The organism is Natrialba sp. SSL1 (genome assembly GCF_001861355.1).
Taxonomy (GTDB): domain Archaea; phylum Halobacteriota; class Halobacteria; order Halobacteriales; family Natrialbaceae; genus Natrialba.
The window spans coordinates 87789-109630 of sequence record NZ_MASN01000027.1; the positions used below are offsets into that span (position 1 = coordinate 87789).

The following is a 21842-nucleotide window of genomic DNA, read 5'->3' on the forward strand; positions in this document are numbered from 1 at the left end:
TATGAGTAACTGAAAGCTATAAGGAGACACTTGTGGGATTCCTATCTGGTGTTTGTGAATGGCATACGGTACCAATCCACAGGAAAAATATAGTTATCGTGTTGTTACTGACATGAACCGCCAACGCTTCCAAGAAGCGTTGGGACTTCCAACAACCGATGCTCCATCACTTCCGGCCCTGACTGAGAATAATGTCGGTGCCCAACCGAAAGCAACAGAGCAGTTTGCCACGATGGGACAGGCAATCAGAGAGAATCTCTCGGAACCACTTGACGAGAAACTGATTGCTACTGAACTCACTGGGATAACAGCTGCCTTCAATCGGCTCCCTGATTTACGGACATCCGGTATCCCAGCGCGAGGTGAAACGCCGTACGAAGAACTTACGCCGTCAGCGTGGCGTTTGACAGAGCATCTCGAAGAGGTTGGCTTCTTTGCGAGTGCTGAAGAGACACTCCCGGCATTCACGCCAGAACATATTACGACGGCGACGAGGCAACTGCTTACACAGGATGACCTAACTGAGACACTCGCCGATCTCGGGTTCACCGATGACGAACAAGTTGCACTCATAACGAACATCATTACTGCACGGGAGCAACTGTCATGGTGGGAACGGACGATTGAGTATCCACCTGTCGAATCACAAGAGGAACACGAAGAGGGAGTTGTCTACGATACTGTTCCACCGCTTCACGAGCGAGCGATGGCAGGTTCCTTACTCTGGATCGACGGTCTCGATTGGTGGCTCTGGCAGCAAGAAGTGTTGATTACTGACGAGATGATTGACAATGCGCTCTGGGATATCAAGTCGATGCTTGCAGGCATATATCTCCTTGGCAAGGCTACGCTTGGTCTCGCGAAGGGGACAATCGCTGATGAAGACGTAGCAACTGTAACGACAGCGAGCACAGCGATGATGATTATCGGTCAAGAGTATCTCGCCGAGGATATTGCGTGGATCGATGATCAGATGCGCAAACCACGTGCGGCCACCTACGAAGGCATCAATCGAAATTCATGAATCAACTTCAACAAGACCCAACGAGTCACTTAGAAGATATCGACCTCCTACGGGATGCACCGTACGATGAAAAACCAGGAGAGTCAGATATCTCGCAGAACGACATCGATCAAATACCAGAGGTTGAGATTACCGACGACGATCTGCTCGAAACGGGTGATCGGACCGACAACTGGCTCATCATGGGCGGGTCCTATGACAGCCAACGGCGGTATCCAGGCGACGAACTCACGCCCGAGAATGTGGGCGACCTCGAACTTGAATATCAGTTCGAGCATGGTGATCCACCGGAAACTGCCTACCAGAATTCACCGCTAATCGTACAGGGAGATCCCCCGATCATGTATCTCACGTTCGGGCCTGATGAACTCCATGCGCTGAACGCCAGGACTGGTGAGTTTCTTTGGTCACATATCTACGAACCCGCATCCGGAGCTGATGAAGAGACTGCACCAGCTGAACGTGGGGCTGCGCTGCATGGGGATCTGGTTATCAAGAGTACACTCGATCTTGGTGTCATCGCCATTGATCGATATACAGGCGAGGAAGAGTGGTACTACAATGGTGCGTGTGTGTACCGCGATGACCTCGCCGATGACCTGATCCACGAGGAGATCGACTGGGAACGCTCACGAGGAACAACCTCGTCGTGGCCACCACTGATCTACGACGGCACGATCATGAAGGGAAGCTTCGGTGGTGAGTACGGTGTCAGTGGCTTTTTCGATGGGATCACACTTGATGGCGAGCCGAAATGGCGCGTCAATATGTGTCCTGAAAGCCAATGGGTCGGTGACTCGTGGAAGCACGGTGGTGGAACCGCGTGGGCTTCGGGCTGTGTTGACGTCGAGAACGACCAAGTGATCATTCCGTCAGCGAATGCAGGGCCATGGTATGGGACTGTTCGTCCTGGTTGGAATCCATATACCGCTGGGAAAGTCGCGGTCGATACGGAGACTGGTGAGTATCGCTGGCATCACCAAGATGCCCCACACGATTATTGGGATTATGATTCACCTAGCCCCGCGATTACCTACACGGCAGAAGTCGACGGAGAGGAATGCCGGCTTGCATCGTGGGCACCGAAAGCTGGATGGATATTTACGGTTAACGCCGAGACTGGCAAACTCGTTCAGCGCAGTGAGGGGTACGTCCAACACCACAACATGTGGGCGCTGCCGGGCAAGGATGATGTCGAGAAAATGCCGTTCATGATGCCGTCGTGGGTTGGCGGAACAAATCCACAGCCTTCATCGTACCACCCAGAAAGTCGAACCCTAGTCACAACCGGCGAGAACACTGCCTGGCGCTGGGCATGGGCAGATGTCCGGTACGAACCCGGCGCACGCTTCGTCGGAGACGTTGATCGTGAAACCGACGAGTATCTCGAGGCGTACAATGGCTATGGAGGCGTTGTTGCTGGCATTGACCCTGTCACTGGCGAAGTCAAATGGCAAGACTGGAAAGACGAGACTGCCCGCGGCGGGACACTGACGACCGCGTCCGGAGTTTCGTTCGCCGGTACTCGTGGCGGTGAGTTCATTGCCTATGCAACAGAGACCGGGGAGCAACTCTGGGTCCATGAGACCGATGGCGAGGTCGATGGATCACCCGTTATGTGGCACGATCCCGCCGAAGACAAGGTCTATGTCTTCGTCTCCGTCCAGGGGACCGGCGAGGTCAACGTCTATTCAGTAGAGGTGGAATAATCATGGAAGAGACAACATCATCGACACCAGACGAGAACGAATCGGTATCCGAACAAAAGCTCCTCCGTCGAACCGTCCTCAAAACGACCGCTGTCGGTGCTGGACTCGCTACTGCCGCGGGGCACGTTGCAGTCGGTGACGAAAACGATGAGGACAATGATGACGAAGAGGACGCCAGTAATGCTGAGGAGGATGAGGAGTACGAGGACGAGGATGATGCCATGGTTATCTTCCCGAATCAAGTAACAGATGGGTCTTCAATCAACATCGAAGTCGTTCGTCTTCCGGAGGGAGGGTTCGTCTCAATCGTCGACCCTGTCGCTGCACACGAAGAATTATGGCCGATTGAAGGAGAGATGATGCCCGAACTTGATGAACTCATCGCGGCGCAGATCAGGGGAGTAACAGACTACCTCGAAGCGGGCGAACATGAGGATATTCATCTCGAACCAGAGGAGCCACTCGAAGCAGAGAAACTCTATCAGGTGTGGGTTCATCAGGACACAACCGGCGACGAGACGTTTTCGTTTGTTGATAGTGTCGGAGCGGAAGATAGTCCATACCCAACAGAGTTCGGCCCTGACCCAGACGCCGATGATCCGACAAGAGAGGGTGAAGCAGATGAGGCGACTGGCGAGACTGAAACAATCGAGCCGGGAACGGCAATAGAACTCGATGGCCAGACTGGCGGTTGGGTCGGAATCTCACCAGACGAGATTGCAGGTGAGACAAACCCACAGATATCGCTTGCAGAGGGCGAAAGCTACGAAATGGGATGGACCACTGGAGATGGACAAGGCCACAATCTCGTCATTCAAGATGAAGATGGCGGGACCGTTGACGATCTCGCAACGGATGTTGAGACGGACCCAGGTGATGATCAGTGGCTCGAATTTGAGGCCAGCGAGGAGATGGATACATATCTCTGCACGCCGCACGCTGGGACGATGAACGGCGAAATTACAGTTGTCGGGGAAGAAGAGGAGACGGATGATGATGATGATAACGAGGCTGAAGTAGAGGATGACAACAATGATGTAGAAGATGAGATGGACGACGAGACTGACGAGGATGAGGCTGAGGAACCAGCCGAAACACAAGCGCCACCTATCACGATGGGTGATGCGTATCTCCATCGTCTCGATGATGACACAGAAATTGACGAGGATCCCGTCTACTTGGATGAAGAATCCAGCACCGATACCGATACCGAGACTGAGAACAACGACTGACTCGAGTGATACTGTTAAATTGAAAACTCTGTAGGAGTGCTAGACTGCACTATCACAATCACATTATCTTTGTACAAGCGAAGATAGAAGTGACCATAAATTCACACCACTCCAAGTTGGGATCAAAAGTCATTTTGGGAAACAAAACCTTTCGAGAGTTTGGGCAAATCCGTCACGGTTCTCAGAGTCGGCGGGTTTCCTACTGAGGGCTTCAACAGAGCCGTTGACCCCGATTACTGAATCGAGATCAACCGTTCGCAAGGGCACCGAACCAGGGAAACAGCGTTTTTACCGGACACCGAGACATCCTGAGCTTCGGTAGCGATCGTTTCTGTCGTCGATTCGACGAGTTGTCTCTCTTTGCGATCCATATCGACATGCCGAATCCTGACGACTGTCTACGGATTTACAAGAGGTATAGGAGAATGCCCCGGGGCTTGACCCCGGGGTTGAATCCGATAGGCAGGGATACAAACCACTAAGTTAACATATCTTGAATCAAGAGACAGCGATGGAGTACAGTCACCGCTACCCCGCCTACCCGACACAACAGGTAGCGGCTGAACTGGAACATCACATCGACATTCATCGCCAAGCGTACAACTACACCCTGTACAAGTACGAAGACGTGGACGACGACATCGGTTCGGCGTACAAACACCACTACAGACTTCCCGGCTGGAAAGACGAGTTCCCCATCTTCTCAGACGTCAACTCAAAGGCTCTGCAACGAACTGTCACACGGTTCTACGACAACCTCTCGAACCTCTCCGAGCAGAAACAAAACGGGAACAAGGTCGGGAAACTCAAGTGGAAGTCACCACGGGAGTTCCAGAGTATGACGTACTCGCAGTCCGGCTTCGAACTCAAAAACACGAGTGGCCGACGCGCGACACTCTGGCTCTCCAAAATCGGAGCCATCAAAATCCGATACCACCGCGAAATCCCCGATGAAGCGGACATCAAAGAAGTCACCGTCAAGAAAGAGACGACCGGTGACTGGTTCGTCTCATTTGGCCTCGAAACCGACGACGCTGACTCGCCCGAGAAACCCGCGTTGGACGAGTTAGATTCAAGCAACAGCGTGGGTATCGACCTCGGTATCCTGAACTACATCCATACGTCTGACGGCAAGACAGTGGATTGGCTTGATCTCGACGATGAGTACGAGCGGCTCCGACGCGAGCAACGCAAGTTGTCTCGCAAGGAGCAAGGGTCGAACAATTATGAGAAACAGCGTCGGGAAGTAGCGAAGGTCAAGCGTCATATTCGTCGGAAGGTGCTGGACTATCAGCACAAGATTACGACGTGGCTCGTCCGTGAGTACGACGCGGTGTTTGTCGAGGACTTGACGTGAAGGGGATGCTGGAGCAGTCGCACAACGCTCGCAACAAGCAGGATGCGGCGTGGCGACAGTTCATCACCCTCCTCGAATACAAGGCAGAGTTGTACGGCACGCACGTCGTTCAGGTCGAAGCGGCGGGGACGACGAAAGAATGCGCGTCGTGCGGTGTGGAAACTGCGAAGCCCATCTGGGTTAGGGAACACTCGTGCCCGTCGTGTGGGTTTGAGTGTGACCGTGATGCGAACGCGGTCGTCAGACTACGTCTGACGGGCAGCAAAATCGCACGCGATTTTGCGACGGCGATGAACGTCCTTCAACGCGGCTTTTCTGAGTTAGGGCTGGGATGGCCCGAAGACACGCCTGTGGAGACTGCGCTCCCTACGGACACCACTCAGGTGTCTGCAAAGCGCGTTTGTCGAGGGAACCTCGACAGGCTGTCAGACGTAGTCTGACAACGTCATCGAAGCAGGAAGCCTCGGGGTCGATCGAGAGAGCAAAGCTCTCTCGTGATGACGAGAATCTTCGATTCTCGAACCACTTGACCTCGAGGCGATTCACGTCGCTCTCCCGTGGTAGTCCGCCCGAGACGAAGTCATGTCAGTGAGCGGGATCGCAACCAACCGTTTGGTTGTCGTGGCTGCCGCGTAGAGCGCCCCAGCCTAGCTACCAAGGGTAGGGGTTTTAGCTCCTGGCCAGGAATCCGTCGCCCATGGCAGATTTTGACACAATCATTCGGAACGGTCGACTCATCGACGGTACCGGCTCCCCGTGGTTCGACGGCGATATTGCCGTTCGGGACGGCCGAATCGCTGCGATTGGCACTGTTTCTGGCACCGGCGCAACCGAACTCGACGCAGAGGGCCACGTCGTCGCCCCGGGCTTCATCGACATCCACACGCACTCCGACTACACGCTGCCCGCGAACCGAGCGGCCCACAGCAAGGTCCGTCAGGGTGTCACCCTCGAAATCGTCGGCAACTGCGGGACGAGCGCAGCGCCGCGACACGGACTGGCGGCAGAGGATGTCGACGAAGGGTTCGCCTACCGCGGCGTCGGCGACGTCGTCGACACGAGTCAGTGGGAAACGATGGGCGAATACCTCGACCACCTCGACGACCCCGAAGCTGGCGGCGTATCGCTCAACGTCGGCTCGCTGGTCGGCCACGAAAACGTCCGGATTCCCGTGCTCGGCTACGAGGACCGCGAGCCGACCGCCGACGAACTCGAGGAGATGAAGGCGCTCCTCGACGAAGCGCTCTCGGACGGCGCTGTTGGCCTCTCGACGGGCCTCATCTACACCCCCGGCGCGTTCGCCGACACCGAGGAACTCGTCGAACTGGCCGGCGTTGTCGCCGAGCACGACAAACTGTACACCACCCACATGCGAAGCGAGGGCGACGATATTTTCGCAGCACTCGAGGAAGCCATCGAGATCGGCGACCGTGCCGACGTCCCAGTGCAGGTCTCCCACCACAAGGCCGTCGGCCGCGACAACTGGGGAAAGGTTCGCTACACCCTCCGTCGGATGGAACGCGCCCGCGAGGACGGCGTCGAAATTCAGTGCGAACAGTACCCCTACACTGCCTCCTCGACCAGTCTGGTCGCCCGACTGCCGACCTGGGCTCGCGAGGGCGGGACCGAGGCGACACTCGAGCGGTTGACCGACACAGAGACGCAGGCCGAGATTCGACGGGCACTCGAGTCGAACACGGATTCCTGGGACGATATTCTTATCACGAACGTCCGGACGGCCGAACTCGAACACGTTCAGGGGAAGACCGTCGGCGAACTCGCCGAGCGGACGGACGAATCCCGGACGCCGGCTCAGCTCGTCGTCGACCTGCTGATCGAGGACCGCTGTCGGCCCCGCCACATCCATTTCAGCATGAGCGAGCAGGACGTCGAGGAGGTCATGGCCCACGAGCTCACGATGATCGGCAGCGACGGCAACTCGCTGCGCCCGGCGGGGCCGCTCGGCGAAGGCGTTCCGCACCCGCGAAGTTACGGCACGTTCCCGCGGGTGCTCGGCCACTACGTTCGCGAGGAGTCAGTCATCTCACTCGAGACGGCCGTCTACAAGATGACCGGCCAGCCGGCAGCCAGACTTGGACTCGAGGACCGCGGTGTTCTGAAACAGGGCATGTGGGCGGATATCGCGATTTTCGACCCCGATACGGTTGCCCAGGGTGGGTCGTTCGTCGATCCAGCCGTCTATCCGGACGGGATTCCGCACGTGCTCGTCAACGGTGAGTTCGTCGTGCAGGACGGCGAGCATACGGATGCGCGCCCCGGAGTCGCGCTTCGGTGAGCGCGTCGTCGTTTCTTTGACGTCCAGCAGTGGGCGGGTATCGCGACAGAGCGCTCGTCAGTATTGGTCTTGCACCCTATCGATTTTGCACTGCACGCACAGGTCGTCAGCAAAACAGGAGACGCTGTCGTAGGGGCAGTCGTACGCCTCGACGTGGACGGACTGGCTTCGCTTTTCCTGTCGCCAGACGCTCTCCCAGTCGTCGATGTCCATGTCGGCGGACGTGAAGACGATGTTCCCGTCTCGGTCTTCGATCTTTGCAACCGTCACGTCGTACTGGTTTGCTTTGACGACTGTAATCGCGTCCTCGTACGATCCACACCGGTGTTCTTTCGTTCCTGCCGCATCGTCCAGCAGCCGGACCGTAATCGATCCGTCGTACTCCTCTGTCGGTTCGAGCCCACCAGTCATACCGGCTAGTTCTGGAAGGTGGCTCAAAAGCTTGGGGGCACTGTTAGTAGTGCTTCTGCCCCAACTACGGATCCAATACCGCGCCGTTCCCGGGGTCTATAGGTGGCACAGGCTGAGTGCCTCGGGGTTGATCTGAGGTGGGTCACGAACCAGTTACGGGTTGTCGTGACACTGGACACTGACTGCAAGTATGGGACAGAACAGTTATCACGATCATCACGATTATTCAACTTGTCCATTGGACACCTACTCTCTTTTCCATCCCTCTAGATACTGTGTCGCTGAAGGTAGTCTAACAATCTGGTGTGGTAGGGTGAGCAATCGCACCGAAACTCCCAAGTCATTATCGGGATAATCATTAGGCAGCGTATGACCTTCTACGACCGGGAGGACGAACTCACTGCACTGGAAACGGCGTACAAATCGCCTGATCATGCCTTCTACGTCGTGTACGGACGCCGGCGTGTTGGTAAGACAGCGCTGCTCAAGGAGTTCTGTGCTGACCGGCCGCATCTCTACTATCTGGCCGCCCAGGAGGCCGAAGATCGCCAGCGTGAGAAGTTCGTCGAGCAGATCGCCGACGGATTTGACGAACGTGTACCACGAATCGACGGGTGGGACGACGCATTCGAGTATCTCGGTGAGAAACTCAAAACGGAAGAGAGAGTCGTCGTTATCGACGAGTTCCCGTATCTAATCGAGGAAAACGGGTCGCTTCCGTCCTACATCCAGGCGTTCGTCGACGAGCAACTCCAGCACACCGACTCGATGCTCGTGTTGTGCGGCTCGAGTGTGAGTGTGATGGAGTCCGAGGTGCTCGGACACGAGAGTCCGCTGTACGGGCGTCGAACCGGCCAGATCGATCTCCAGCCGTTTTCCTTCCAACAGGCCCGCGAGGTCATCTTGTACGACATTGGAGACGCAATTCGTTCGTATTCAGTCACTGGTGGCACACCACTGTATCTCACGCTCTTCGACTACGAGCAGTCACTAGCTGAAAACATCCAAACACACGTTCTCTCTCCGACCGCAGTCCTGTACAACGAACCGGAGTTCTTGCTCCGGACCGAGCTGCGGAATCCTGCCCGGTACCTGAGCATCCTCGAGGCGGTCGCACTGGGTCACACGACCCCGAACGAGATTTCGGGAGCCACTGGCATCGACTCGGGGCCGCTCTCGAAGTACCTCCAGACGCTTCGGCAACTCCGGCTCCTCGAGCGAACGGTTCCGGTCACGGCATCGAAACAGAAATCCAAGCGATCCCGGTATCGCGTCGCGGGCGAGTTTCTCCGCTTCTGGTTCCGTTTCGTCGAACCGAATCGCTCCAGTATCGAGGAAGCACCGTCGCTCGTGTTCGATGGCACGATCGAACCTGACCTGCCCAGCCACGTCGCAACGACGTTCGAAGACGTCTGTACGGAGGCCGTCTGGGAGCTGATCAGGCGCGGCGAGTTCAATCCGTACTCGGCTGTCGGCCGATGGTGGTACGGTGAAGACGAGGTCGACATCGTCGGGCTCGCACCCGAAGCTGACCGGCTTCTCCTCGCAGAGTGTAAATGGACCAGCGATCCAGTCGGTCACGGCCTTGTCGACGATCTTCGTACGAAGGCTGAAAGCGTCCGCTGGGGGCCCGACGACCGGACCGAACAGTTCGCTCTTTTCTCGAAAAGCGGCTTCGTCGATGATCTTGCTGATGAACTCGACAGGAACTGGTCACTGTTCGATCTCACTGATCTTGAGCAGCTATTTCACGGACGTTAAAGAAACAGTTCTGGGGGCTAGACGCGCTCATTGCCAACTTACGAACGAGTCGCTCAAACAGGTCGTTGCTAATAATCATTCAACTGGGTATTTCTAGAAGATCTCAGGAATGGTAACTACTCTCCTGAGGTATTGTTCACGAATCACCTGAAGACGTTGGCTTGACACGTCGGTGTGGAGCTGGTGTTCATCCACGAGTTCTTCGAGGAAATCGACGCGCAATCACCGAATCTGACGCTAGCGTAGAGAGCCGTTGAGCGTCCTCACCAAAACGGAAGAACATGGCTGCCAAAGTAGCCTGTATCGATCGGTCCACGGTATCTGTCCCAATTGAACAAGATGCCGCATGCTTCCCGCAGCTTCTAGTTGTCCGTCGAACTGTCCGGTCAACACGACTGGGCGGATTTTTCGTATGTGCGACCACCGAGATCGGTACTCGACTTTCTGTTTACGACAAACTCGACAGAACCATCATCAGTATGTAGCATACTGATGAAAAATAATATTTTACTGATTAGTATGCTGAATCGCACCTTTTGGTCTCCATTATCAAGGTCCGATAGATCGTGCTGACCTAGGACTCGTTACGTTCCCGTCGTATTCGCCGAAGTGGAGTCCTTTCCAACGAGTGCTCGCGCCAGTTACGAATTACTCTCAGTGATCAGTTTTTCGAGTCACGTAACGACTGACAATGGCGATCGATCCCGCTCTTACCACCCTCTCACGTTACCCGGATGTAACGAACGCTGCGCACGCTATCCCTGTTCGTCTGTCTCGGATTGCAGAATTCCATGTTGCTTGAAACGAGAGGCTAGTTTGTAGTCACTCATAGAGGTGACAGGCGCAGGTCCGATCATCCTCTCGCTCACGCAGTTCGGGCTCTTCCTCTTCACAGACAGGGCCGATGTACTCCGGACATCGCGGGTAGAACCGGCAGCCAGTCGGTGGATCCTCTGGACTTGGTGGATTCCCCTCCAGAACGATCTGGTCGTCCAGTTTCTCCTTCGAAGCGCGTGGGACCGATGAGAGCAAGGCCTGTGTGTACGGATGTTTCGGGTCGTCGAATAGTTCGTCTGTCGGTGCGACCTCGACGATCTTCCCGAGATACATGACCGCAACGCGATCGCAAACGTGCTTTACGACACTCATGTCGTGGTTGATCACCAGATACGTCAGATTGTACTCGTCCTGGAGGTCGTCGAGCAGATTGAGAATCTTCGCCTGGACCGAGACGTCGAGTGCACTCGTCGGTTCGTCACAGACGATGAAGCGAGGGTTGACGCTGAGCGCTCGAGCAATCGCAACTCGCTGTTGTTGTCCACCGCTGAACTCGTGGGGTGCTCGCTGGAGGTGGTCGACGGACAGACCGACGTCTTCGATCAGTTGCCGTGTCCTGTCTTCGCGCTCTTCTTCCGACAGGTCGGTCAGCCACTTCATCGGCTCTTCGATAACCTCGTGAACGCGCATGCGCGGATTGATACTCGACGCGGCATCCTGAAAGACGATCTGCATCTCTTGGCGGAGTTCACGAAGACGATCTTTCGATACCTCCGTAATGTCTTCACCGTCGAAAACGACCGAGCCATCGGTCGGTTCGGTCAACCGCAGCACCGAACGACCGAACGTGGATTTTCCGCAGCCGGACTCGCCGACGAGCCCCAGCGTTTCACCTTCCTTGATTTCGAGACTGGCACCGTCGACCGCTTTGACATCACCGACGCGTCGATTGAGTACCCCTCCGGTTACGGGGTAGTACTTTTTTAGCGCTTGAATCTCAACGAGTGCATTGCTGCGATCCGATTTGGGTTCCTGAAGGTTTTGTGCATTAGACATGGTTATAGCTCAACGTCGTTTGTGGGTTGGCTCTCGAGTTTCTGTTGGAAGTTTTCGCTGTCGGTCTCCCACGGCGGGGTTGTATCACTCCGCTCTGTGTAGAGATGGCAGCTGACCTTGTGACTGGCTTCGTCCGTAACTCCGCGTGGCTCCGGGACGATCTGTTCGCAAGGCTCGCCGTGATGTTGCTCACATCGTGATGCGAACGGACACCCCGAAAGCGGCTCGTGGAAACTGGGGACCGTTCCCTCGATGACGGCGAGGCGTTCCTTTTCGGCGTCCATCTTCGGAACGCTCTCCCAGAGCTGACGTGTGTAGGGGTGAAGTGGATTATCGAAGAACTCGTCGATGTCACAGGTTTCGGCGACGGTTCCGGCGTACATGACCGCGAGTCGGTCGGCCAGTTCGCTCACGACTGGCAGATCGTGCGTGATGAAGATGATACTGGTATCGAACTCCGTTCGGAGGTCCCTAAACAACTGGAGGATCTGCGCCTGAATCGTCACGTCAAGTGCGGTCGTCGGCTCGTCTGCGATCAACAACTCCGGCTCGGTGATGAGTGCCATCGCAATCATCACGCGCTGGCGCATACCACCCGAAAGCTCGTGTGGATACTCGTCCAGCAACCGTTCTGCGTCCGGCAGTCCACAGTCTTCGAGCGTCTCTCGGGCACGCTCTCGAGCCTCGGCTTTCGAACAGTCGGTGTGGGTCAACAGCGGCTCCATAACCTGCTTGCCGATAGTGAGTGCGGGGTTGAGCGACGTCATCGGATCCTGATAGATCATGCTGATCCGATTCCCACGAATCTCGTTGAGTTCGGATTCGGAAAGCGAGAGGAGATCCGTCCCATCGAAGCGGATTTCACCGGAGACGATTTCTGCTGGGGGAGACTGGAGTAGTCCCATCACAGACATCATCGTGACGCTTTTCCCACAGCCCGACTCGCCAATCACACCGAGTACTTCGTCGCGCTCGACGCTGAACGAAACGCCGTTTAACGCGTGGACCATACCCTGTTCGGTGTCGAATCTGACGTGTAGATCGTCGATTTCTAGTAGTGCCATAGTTGTCGGTAGTCTTCTTGTTAGTGTTGTTATCGTGCCTGTTTTGGATCGAGTGCGTCTCGAAGACCGTCACCGATCGCGTTGAACGCGATGATCGTCGCCATGATCGCAAAGCCGGGGAAGGTTGAAATCCACCATGCGCTTTGGAGGTCACCGCGACCATCTGCGATCAGCGCCCCCCACTCGGGCGTCGGTGGGTGGACGCCCATGCCAAGGAACGAGAGCGCTGCAGACCACAGGATGACCGTCGGCATCGTCAGCGTCGCGTAGACGATAATACTCGAGGAGACGTTCGGAAGGATGTGTTTGAGGATGATCCAGCGGTCGGGGACCCCAGACGACCGGGCGGCTTCGATGTAATCCTCTTCGATGACGCTCTTGACGTCACCGCGGACGATTCGCGTGAAGCCGCGCCAGCCGACGAGACTGATCGCCACGATGAGCGGCAGCAGTCCACCACCGAGCATGCCGGCGATCGCGAGTGCGAGAACGATTCCCGGGATGGAGAGGCTGATGTCGACGATCCGCATGATGACAGTCTCGACGTACCCCTCGTAGTAGCCAGCAATGAGGCCGAGTCCGACGCCAACGATCATCTGGATGCCGATAATGACGATTCCCAGCAGGAGGGCATACCGCGTTCCGTAAAGTACTCTCGAGAAGACGTCCCGGCCATAGTTGTCGGTCCCGAACGGATGGGCGAGCGATGGTGCCTGATTGAGCGCGTCGTAATTTTGCGCCATCGGATCGTGCGGTGTGATCAGCGGTGCGATAATGCCGATGATAACGAATAGTGCGACGTAGATCGTCCCTCCCAGCGCGAGCTTGCTCTGAGCGAGTCGGCGTAATATAATGTACTGATCGTCCCACCGACCCGACCCAGCGGAGTCACTGGAAGTAATCGAAGTATCTACGTCTCCCGAATGTGCCATCGTGTATCATCCCTCATTCCAACTCTATATATAATTTTCGCAAACCGGTCCGACTATCGGTTGAACCACTCCGGTCTCGTCGTTGGGTCCGAGCACTGAACGAGTGAAGATATCTAGTACTTGATCTCGTAGGTGTCCAACGACGCTGGTGGGTTCTCTCCCCAGGCCTCGTTATCGGAGTCCTCGTTAGCACGATCCGTTTCGAGTGCAACTTCGTACGCACGACGAAGACCGTCAATTGGATTCCCGGGATCGTCTACACGGAGGTTGCGAGACAACTTTGGTTCAGGGCCGTGGGTAAGCAGTGCTGCACTCAGATTGTTTCCTCGCTTATCACCCCCTTCGTCCTCACCGGCTTCGAGGGCGGCCAGTAGTCGTTCCTCGAGACGGCCGTCGGTTCGTTCGAACGTCCGTCCCATCGCCTCGATAACGGCGTCACCGATGAGCAGATTCCCGGCAGCGGTATGGTTCGGTCCGGTCGCGTGACCCGCCCACTCCTTCGACTTTTCACCTGTGTATACGAACGAGTTTCCGTCCATGTCTATTCCGTGGAGTTGCGTCCCAGCTGCACCGTCGCGTTCGGACAGGACTGTCTCGCAGGCAGTAGGGAGCGAAATATCGTTTTCGACCATGTTCGTGATCGGGCCGCCGTAGGAGTAGCCGGAGTCCCACGACTGCGACGAAAACGCAACCCCGTCACCGACGTATGGGCAAACGGCACCGACTGCTGGGAACACTGAGGCGATTGCGACACCGATCGTCTGACTGTCCGGATCGCGTCCGACGATTGAAAACGTCATACGGGGAGCTAGATACACGTCCACTTAGTTGTTCGCGGGACGGAAAACGAGTCGAAACCACCGAAAGAGACGCGGATTAGCTGTAGTCGATCCGCGGATCGAGATACGTGTAGGCGATGTCGACGCCGAAGTTAGCCACCATCACGATGACCGAGTAGACCAGGATCGTTCCCTGAACGACCGGATAGTCGCGCTGGAGGACTGCATCCACCAGTAATCGGCCCATCCCCGGCCACGAGAACACGACCTCGATAATGACGGTTCCCGAGAAGATCAGCGGCACCTGGAGACCGATGAGTGTCACAACCGGAATGAGGGCGTTTTTCATCCCGTGCGTGTAGATGACCGCTTTCGAGCCAATTCCCTTTCCGCGAGCCGTGCGGATGTAGTCCTCGTTCAGGATTTCGAGCATCGACGAGCGCATCAGCCTCGTCAGAAGGCCCGCTCTCCGCGTCCCCGTTGCAATCGCTGGCAAGAGGATGAACGACCACCACGTAAAGGTGAATATCAGCCCTTCGCGCCCGGACACTGGGAAGAACTGCCAACGCACTGCGAACAGGTAGATCAGGATCAATCCGAGCCAGAACGACGGCATCGAGAGCCAGAAAATCGCGAAGAACATCGACGTATTGTCGACCCACGAGTACTGGCGAACGGCACTGATCACGCCGAGCGGAATGGCGATGATTATCGTGAGTGCCATCGCAACGAGTGCGAGCTCCAGCGTCGGTCCTAATCGCTCGATGATCAGCGTCGACACTGCTCGTCCGGACTGAATCGATGTCCCCAGATCTCCCTGCAGTACGCCAGCCATCCAGTCGAAGTATCTGATGTGTGCCGGCTGATTCAGGCCCATCTCTTGCTCGAGTTGCGCAACTGCTTCCGGACTGGCACCGTCGCCCAGTGCAAGCCGAGCGGGATTACCCGGCGCGGCGTAGACGATCGATGAAATTACGACGGTGACCCCCAGCATCACGGGGATCATTTGCAGTGCTCGTCGAACAGTGTAAGCTAGCATTGTTAGCTCCGATCGACATCCACCGCATGGAGGTTGTAGTGGTCAGGAGACGGCCACCATGGATGATCGGTCCAGGCATCCGCGTTGATTTCGTTTTTGGCCGCGTAGAACTTGACGAAGCCTACAAGTGGCACGACGGGGACCTCCTCGAGGACGTGCTCCTGTGCCTCGTGAAGTAACGCCTCTCGCTCGGCGTCGTCGGGTTCAACCTCCGCCTGGTCGATAATCTCGTCGTACTCGTCGCTCTGGTACAGCGAGTAATTGCTCCCGCCGTCGGGCGCATAGTTTTGGCTGTGAAGCGTCGATGCAAGCGTGTTGTTGGCGATGTAGCCACCACTCAGTGCCATCGTCACCAGATTGTGCTCGCCGCCCTCCAATCTGTCGTACAGTGTCCCCGACTCGAGGATCTCCAGGTTGGCTTCGAAGCCGACCTGACTGAGCATATCCTGTATGACTTCTCCGATACTCGAGTAGGGCTCCATCTCGAAGGCGAAGAACGAAACCGAGAGCTCGTCACCGTTTCTCGTCCGGACCTCTCCTTCGTCGTCGTTTTCCCACCCTGCGTCGTCGAGAAGTTCGCGGGCAGCGTCGAGGTCTTGCTCGTACCCTGCCTCTCGTGCGGCTGCTTCGTCCAGTCCACCGACAGCCATTGGGGGACACAGACTGTAGATTGGATAGCCTTCGCCGTGGAACGCAGCGTTGACTACTGCCTCTTGATCGACGGCGTATGCCATCGCCTGTCTCACCTCGACCTCGTCGGTTGGTTCCGATTCGACGTTGATCGCCAGGAAGGTCGGGTGGGCGTCGTCGACACGCTCGAGTTGCGTGTTATCGTGCGCGTCTACATCTTCGGCATCGCTCGCTGCGATCATCATGCTTCCGTCGACGTTGCCGACAGTAACTTCGTTGAGCAGCGTCGTCGGTTCCGGGACGATTCTGACGTGGTACTCCTCGAAGTTGATCGGGCCATCGTTGCTGAGGAAATCCGGCCCTCGGTCGTAGTCTTCGTTGCGTGAATAGACGATTTCGTCGTCACGCACCCACTCTTCGAACACGAGCGGTCCTGTCCCGACAACTTCTTCCTGTCCGTAGTCGTCTCCTGCTGCTTCAACTGCCTCCCGTGAGGCGAATCCCATCTGGACGTTTGCCAGGTATTGTGGGAACAGCGGATGTGGCTCCTCGAACTGGAACGTCAACTCGTAGTCTCCGGTCGCATCGATCTCTTCGAGCGTCCCGAACTGCCAGGCGTCCGGCGAGTTCTCCTCGGCCCGCTCGAGGTTCCACTTAGCGACGTCTGCATTGAACTCAGTCCCGTCGTGAAACTCGACGCCTTCCTCGAGTTGGATCACGTATTCGGTCTCGTCCTCGTTCGTTTCGTACTCCGTTGCCAGCCACGGCTGTGGTTCGAGATCCGGATCGATCGTAAACAATCGCTCGTGGACCGGCGTCAGACACATACTCTCCGGCACGCGGTTCGTTTCGTGTAGGTCGAGCGTTCCCGGATCGGAATCGAGTGCGTCGACGAAGATTTCGTCGTTTCCTTCGCCACCGGACTGCCCCGCACAGCCTGCGAGCGCAAGCACTCCCCCTGCACTGAGCGCGCTAATCAGCTCTCTCCGGTTAAATTGCATATTGTCATCGGGTTCCATGGTAGCGTATGTCTTGCTCTATTATATAAATATTTCGATGGCTGTCCCGCGTTGATTGCTTGTTCGCTGAGAACAACACGTCTTTGTACCCTACCCAAACAGTCAAGTGATATCTGATCAGTTGATGGTACCGTATGGCACAGCCGTACCTTCCAGTAGACGAATATGAAACCCGTCTCGCACGGGCCCGTACCGCAATCGCCGAAACCGACGTCGATGCTCTGTGTCTGTTTTCCGCGACCAGCATCGAGTGGCTCACCGGATTCTGGCACCTCCAGACCGAGCGGCCGGTCTGTCTCACAGTGACCGACGAGACGGTCGCAGTCACGGTCCCACGACTCGAACTCGAGCGAGCGGAGGTCGTCGACCACGTCGACGAGGTGTACAACTACTACGATTATCCCGGCGGAAGCGGTGAGTATCCGGTGCACAGTTCCCAGACGCCGGAAGCCACTATCAGCGACATGCTCGACGATCTCGGTGTCGAGTCGGCCTGTGCAGATATGGACGGCGCGCCAGGGTTCTGGGGCTATTCCGGCCCCTCGCTATCGGAGCTCGCCGGGATCGATGTCGAAACCGTCGAGTGGATTACCGAATGGCGGAAAACCAAATCCGACGCCGAAATCGACCTCGTCATGGAATCGGGCAAGTGGGGGAACCTCGCCCACCGATATCTGGCCGAGTACGCCGAACCGGGCAAACACGAGCTCTGGGTCGCCAAACAGGCTAGTCTCGATGCGTCCATGGCGATGCTCGATACGCTCGGCGACGAATACCAGTCCCACCTCCGGGGCGGATTTCCGGCGTCGTGTGGCTTCCTCTCCGGACCAAACACTGCGCTTCCACACGGCCTCACCGAAAACCGCCGCCTCGAGGAGGGCGACGTGCTCGTGACCGGCGCGTCTTCGAACGTGGGCGGATACAAAAGCGAACTCGAGCGGACGATGTTCGTGGGCGAACCGACCGACGAGCAGGAACACTACTTCGAGTTGATGCTCGAAGCACAGACCATCGCGATCGACGAGAGCGGACCCGGCGTTCCGTGCGCCGATGTCGACCAGGCCGTTCACGACTACTTCGACGAACAGGGTGTTCTCGAGTACACGCAACACCACACCGGACACAACATCGGAATGGAGGGTCACGAACGGGAGTTCATCGACCGTGGCAGCGAGGAGATCATGGAGCCCGGTCACATCTACAGTATCGAGCCGGGAATCTATATCCCGGACGACGCCGGCTACCGTCACTCGGATACCATCGTCATTACCGAGGACGGGATCGAGATGGTCACGTACTATCCGCGAGATCTGGAAAGCAACATCATCACCTGGTAATCGGTTCAGCAACCGATCGCATCCGTCTCCTCTATCGTCCGTTCCTCCGGAACGATCTCTTTCGGATACTGCACGTAGTTCTCGTACCCGTCTTCGGTGATCTCGACGATGTCCTCGAGTCTGACGCCGCCGCGTGCGGGATCGTACACGCCCGGCTCGATCGTGACGACGTGTCCGGCCTCGAGTTGCTCGTCCGCCGAGAGGAACGGTCGCTCGTGGAGACTCGATCCGACGCCGTGTCCGGCACCGTGGTACATTCCAACGTCAACGTCGCCGGTTTCGAAGCCGTACGCAGCGAGTTCCTCGGCGACCCGATCCTGAACGTTGCTGGCAGGCTGGCCGGCACCGTCCTCGAAGACGTCGAACGCGCCAGCGAGCGCGTCGGAAACTGCATCGTAGGCCGTTCGTTCCCACTCGCCGACCTCGCCGACGACGAACGTCCGACTCAGGTCGCCGTAATAGCCGTGCGGGCCTTCAGGGCCGAGGTCGAGCAGGACGGTTTCGCCGGGTTCGATGCGATCGATGCCGTTGTAGTGGAGGTCAGCGCACGACTCCCCGGCCCCGATAACGGTGTTTCCTGCTCCGTCGAGTCCGTTTCGTGCGAGGGTCGCGTTCACTTCCCGTCGGAGAATCTCCGTGGTCAACGGCTCCCCGTGCCAGTGTAACTCGCTGCCGTTGACGGTTGCGGAGGCGAGGACGGTTTCTGCCCTGGCCATCCCCCTCTGCGTGGCGAGTTCGACTGCTTTCAACAACTCCCGTTCTTCGGTCGTTTTGACGCGACGAATGCCGCCGATCGAGTCGGTCAGGACGACATCGTACCCATCCTCGCGAAACGACCGGACCGTTCGATGCGTCGCCGTCGCTGGAAGCACGAGTGTGTCTCCCACCTCCGCTCGCTTGAGGACCGTTCGGGCGCGCTCCGTCGCCGGCGGCCGCTCGCTTGCACGTGTCATATCCACTTCGTCTCCCGGAAACTCCCGCTCGGCCTGTTGACCGAATCGGTCGGGGGGACACAGCGTCGCCGTCCCGTTCGCGTAGACGAACGCGTAGTCTCGATCCGGCCCGTTGAACCGCGTCAGATACGAGAGCACTTCGTCGAAGCAATCCCCGATATGGACGTAGGCATCGGCATCGTGGTGCTCCAGAAGCGGGTCGATTCGCTCGTACTCGGTCGAGATACGACGTGGATAGTCACCCATAGAGTCACTGTCGCAGTTCACTCCAAGAATGTTCCGGTGTGCCATGCCACACCCCGCTAGCCGAGGACTGATCGATGGACCGTCGATGAATGGATGGCTGTGACACCATAACATAAAACACTCCCCCACGACAAAGGCGGGTATGAGCATGCAGCAGCCAGTCTCGTGTCTACGGCTGACTCTCGACCTCTGGCATCCCGGCTGTTGGGCGATCGATGCAACCAGACGCGCTGACGGCGGTATCCTCGCTCATACGGTGTACACATCACCTGACGGACGCGGGACTCACTCGAGTGCGGCTAACGGGCTTTTCACCGCGTTCGGCGACACATCACAACAGGTAGCGGACGTCCTCGATGCGGTTCGAGACTCGAGCCAGACGGTGCAGGTCCACGAACTCCAAGAGCAATTTGGGCACGAACGAGACGTACCGGGAACCGTCTCGCGGGAGTTCTTTCTCGAGTACGATCCCGGCGAGATGGTCTGTCCGGTCTTGCTCGAAAACGGGTTCGTCCACCGCACCCCTATCAGAATTCAAGATGGGAGCGAAGAATGGAACCTCTGCTTTCTCGGGGATCGGTCGATGGTTACAGACGCGCTCGACGATGTTCGTAAGCAGGCCGATGCGGAGGTGACCGTCACGTCTATCACGACGGCTGAGGCGTCCGATCATACGTCGCGAAGCCAGCGACTCGACACGCTCACGCCGGCCCAGCGGAAGGTGTTCGAACACGCTCGCAACGCCGGCTACTACGAGTGGCCGCGAAAGACGACGACGCGAGAGTTGGCCGACGGTCTCGATATTGCCAAATCGACGCTCCTCGAACACCTTCGAGTCGCCGAATCCAAGCTTCTCGATCCTTGAATCGATTGCTCCCGGGATTCGAGGATTCGTACGGAATTGCTGTGCCGTTCCCGACGATACCGTTATCTGTCCGTGGCTGCGGTTGCAGCAACCGATAGCAGTTCTCGTGACTGATAGCAGTCCCGCTGACTGACAGCAGTTCTAGCGACTGCAGCAGTTCTCCGTAGACGGCGACCGTCGTACGACCCGACCCCCACTACCCCCACTACCGCCCGATAACCGCTCGAGCCGCAAAGAGGAGATTCTCCTTTCGCTCTCGAACTCGTCGGTAAAAGTACGACAGCCACTTCGAACCGTACGGAACGTACTGGTAGACCTCGATATCGTCCGACGCCAGTTCGTACTGCCGATCGGTTCTGACGCCCATCAGCATTTGAATTTCGTACGGCGTTCCGTACTCCCGGTGGTATTCTCTGGCGGCGTCGATAACCATCGGGTCGTGGCTCCCGATCGCGACGCCATCGTCGAACGCCTCGAACATGTATTCGATAAGCTCGAGGTACACTTCGTCGACTTTCTCTTTGCTCGTGTAGGCGACATCGCTGGGTTCGTCATATGCGCCCTTCACGATCCGAACCTTCCCCGGCGCATCGGCAAGCCGCTCGAGGTCTTCTCGCGTGCGTCTGAGATTTGCCTGGAGACAGAGGCCCATTCCACCGCCGTGGTCGCGAACGAGCGATTCGTACGCGTCGAGCGTCGCGTCCGTCGTCGTGTGATCTTCCATATCGACCCAGACGAAGACGCCTTTCTCATCGCCGCGGTCGGCGATTTCGGCGAGGTTGTTCTCGAAGACGGTCTCACCGACATCGAGACCGATCTGTGAGGGTTTGACCGAAATGCAGGCCGCAGCTCCCGACGCTGCAATGTCGTCGACAAGCTCGAGATACGTGTCGGTATCCTCAGCGGCGGGCTTTGGATCGTGGTAGTGCTCTCCGAGGAGATTGAGGATCGCACTCACATCCCGATTGTTGAGCGTCTGGACGTGACTGAGTGCTTCAGACGGCGTTTCACCCGCAACGAACCTGTTGGCGACAGGGGGAATCATTTATCGATAGTGGTGTGATCCAAGCGTTATAATATAGTACCCGACCAATTTATACGGGCATACTAGGTGGGAAGAAAGGCGACTATCGACCATGATCGGTCAGGGTTACATAGGGATGAACACGAAGTACTACCCATGTCTCTGGAAACCGAGACGGAGTCGTACCAGCACTATATCGACGGCGAATGGATCGACGGCGATGGAACGGAGACGTTTGCGAGTGAAAACCCGGCAACTGGTGACCAACTCGCGACGTTCCAGCGCGGCACCGAAGACGACGTCGACGCTGCGCTGGCTGCAGCGAACGACG

The 21842-nt window shown here is 57.2% G+C and carries 17 protein-coding genes and 1 pseudogene; 9 read left to right on the plus strand and 9 right to left on the minus strand.

Annotation, left to right across the window (positions count from 1 at the left end):
- Positions 1-58 precede the first annotated feature (58 nt).
- The 5 genes and pseudogenes from BBD46_RS07110 to BBD46_RS07130 all read left to right on the plus strand — a co-directional run bounded on the left by BBD46_RS07110 (position 59) and on the right by BBD46_RS07130 (position 7618).
- The gene (locus BBD46_RS07110) at positions 59-1024 is read left to right on the plus strand and encodes a hypothetical protein (RefSeq protein WP_071401033.1); all 966 of its coding nucleotides are present in this window, start codon (positions 59-61) and stop codon (positions 1022-1024) included.
- Positions 1021-2733, plus strand: coding sequence for a PQQ-binding-like beta-propeller repeat protein (locus BBD46_RS07115; RefSeq protein ID WP_071401034.1), 1713 nt, complete (start codon positions 1021-1023; stop codon positions 2731-2733). The genes BBD46_RS07110 and BBD46_RS07115 overlap by 4 nt, the downstream gene beginning before the upstream one ends.
- Positions 2734-2735: 2 nt before the next feature.
- A complete protein-coding gene (locus BBD46_RS07120; RefSeq protein WP_071401035.1) occupies positions 2736-3965 on the plus strand; it encodes a DUF7282 domain-containing protein in 1230 nt (409 codons plus the stop codon).
- Between the two features lie 511 nt (positions 3966-4476).
- A pseudogene (locus tag BBD46_RS07125) lies at positions 4477-5820 on the plus strand (RNA-guided endonuclease InsQ/TnpB family protein).
- 199 nt (positions 5821-6019) lie between these two features.
- Positions 6020-7618: an N-acyl-D-amino-acid deacylase family protein gene (locus BBD46_RS07130; RefSeq protein WP_071401036.1), complete on the plus strand. Its 1599-nt coding sequence runs from the start codon at positions 6020-6022 to the stop codon at positions 7616-7618.
- Between the two features lie 57 nt (positions 7619-7675).
- Here the strand turns inward: BBD46_RS07130 and BBD46_RS07135 are convergent, their stop codons facing one another.
- On the minus strand, positions 7676-8029 hold the full coding sequence (locus tag BBD46_RS07135) for a hypothetical protein (RefSeq protein WP_071401037.1): 354 nt from the start codon (positions 8027-8029) through the stop codon (positions 7676-7678).
- Positions 8030-8398: 369 nt separating this feature from the next.
- Here BBD46_RS07135 and BBD46_RS07140 point away from each other — a divergent pair, with 369 nt between their 5' ends.
- A complete protein-coding gene (locus BBD46_RS07140; RefSeq protein WP_071401038.1) occupies positions 8399-9790 on the plus strand; it encodes an ATP-binding protein in 1392 nt (463 codons plus the stop codon).
- 822 nt (positions 9791-10612) lie between these two features.
- Here the strand turns inward: BBD46_RS07140 and BBD46_RS07145 are convergent.
- The 6 genes from BBD46_RS07145 to BBD46_RS07170 form a co-directional block, all read right to left on the minus strand.
- Positions 10613-11623, minus strand: a complete 1011-nt coding sequence (locus BBD46_RS07145) for an ABC transporter ATP-binding protein (RefSeq protein ID WP_071401039.1) — start codon at positions 11621-11623, stop codon at positions 10613-10615.
- Between the two features lie 2 nt (positions 11624-11625).
- A complete protein-coding gene (locus BBD46_RS07150) occupies positions 11626-12687 on the minus strand; it encodes an ABC transporter ATP-binding protein (protein WP_071401040.1) in 1062 nt (353 codons plus the stop codon).
- Positions 12688-12716: 29 nt separating this feature from the next.
- On the minus strand, positions 12717-13619 hold the full coding sequence (locus tag BBD46_RS07155; RefSeq protein ID WP_071401041.1) for an ABC transporter permease: 903 nt from the start codon (positions 13617-13619) through the stop codon (positions 12717-12719).
- A gap of 113 nt (positions 13620-13732) precedes the next feature.
- Positions 13733-14419 (minus strand): DUF1028 domain-containing protein, encoded by a 687-nt coding sequence (locus BBD46_RS07160; RefSeq protein ID WP_071401042.1) that lies wholly within the window; start codon positions 14417-14419, stop codon positions 13733-13735.
- A 76-nt stretch (positions 14420-14495) separates the two neighbouring features.
- Positions 14496-15437 (minus strand): ABC transporter permease, encoded by a 942-nt coding sequence (locus BBD46_RS07165; protein WP_071401043.1) that lies wholly within the window; start codon positions 15435-15437, stop codon positions 14496-14498.
- Positions 15438-15439: 2 nt separating this feature from the next.
- Positions 15440-17086, minus strand: a complete 1647-nt coding sequence (locus BBD46_RS07170; protein WP_071401044.1) for an ABC transporter substrate-binding protein — start codon at positions 17084-17086, stop codon at positions 15440-15442.
- A gap of 134 nt (positions 17087-17220) precedes the next feature.
- Between BBD46_RS07170 and BBD46_RS07175 the strand changes: the two genes are divergently transcribed.
- Entirely contained in the window at positions 17221-18423 is a 1203-nt protein-coding gene (locus BBD46_RS07175; RefSeq protein WP_071401045.1) for a M24 family metallopeptidase, read from the plus strand.
- A gap of 5 nt (positions 18424-18428) precedes the next feature.
- Here BBD46_RS07175 and BBD46_RS07180 read toward each other — a convergent pair whose 3' ends face one another.
- Entirely contained in the window at positions 18429-19622 is a 1194-nt protein-coding gene (locus BBD46_RS07180; RefSeq protein WP_071401046.1) for a M24 family metallopeptidase, read from the minus strand.
- Between the two features lie 142 nt (positions 19623-19764).
- Between BBD46_RS07180 and BBD46_RS07185 the strand changes: the two genes are divergently transcribed.
- Positions 19765-20487 carry a helix-turn-helix domain-containing protein gene (locus tag BBD46_RS07185; protein ID WP_071401047.1) on the plus strand — a complete coding sequence of 241 codons (723 nt, stop codon included), beginning with the start codon at positions 19765-19767 and terminating at the stop codon, positions 20485-20487.
- A 205-nt stretch (positions 20488-20692) separates the two neighbouring features.
- On the opposite strand, the gene BBD46_RS07190 is transcribed toward BBD46_RS07185, so the two are convergent.
- Positions 20693-21532: a proline dehydrogenase family protein gene (locus BBD46_RS07190; protein ID WP_071401048.1), complete on the minus strand. Its 840-nt coding sequence runs from the start codon at positions 21530-21532 to the stop codon at positions 20693-20695.
- Positions 21533-21667: 135 nt separating this feature from the next.
- Between BBD46_RS07190 and BBD46_RS22150 the strand changes: the two genes are divergently transcribed.
- The coding region (locus BBD46_RS22150) for an aldehyde dehydrogenase family protein (RefSeq protein WP_139173539.1) at positions 21668-21842 on the plus strand (175 nt) is incomplete at its 3' end.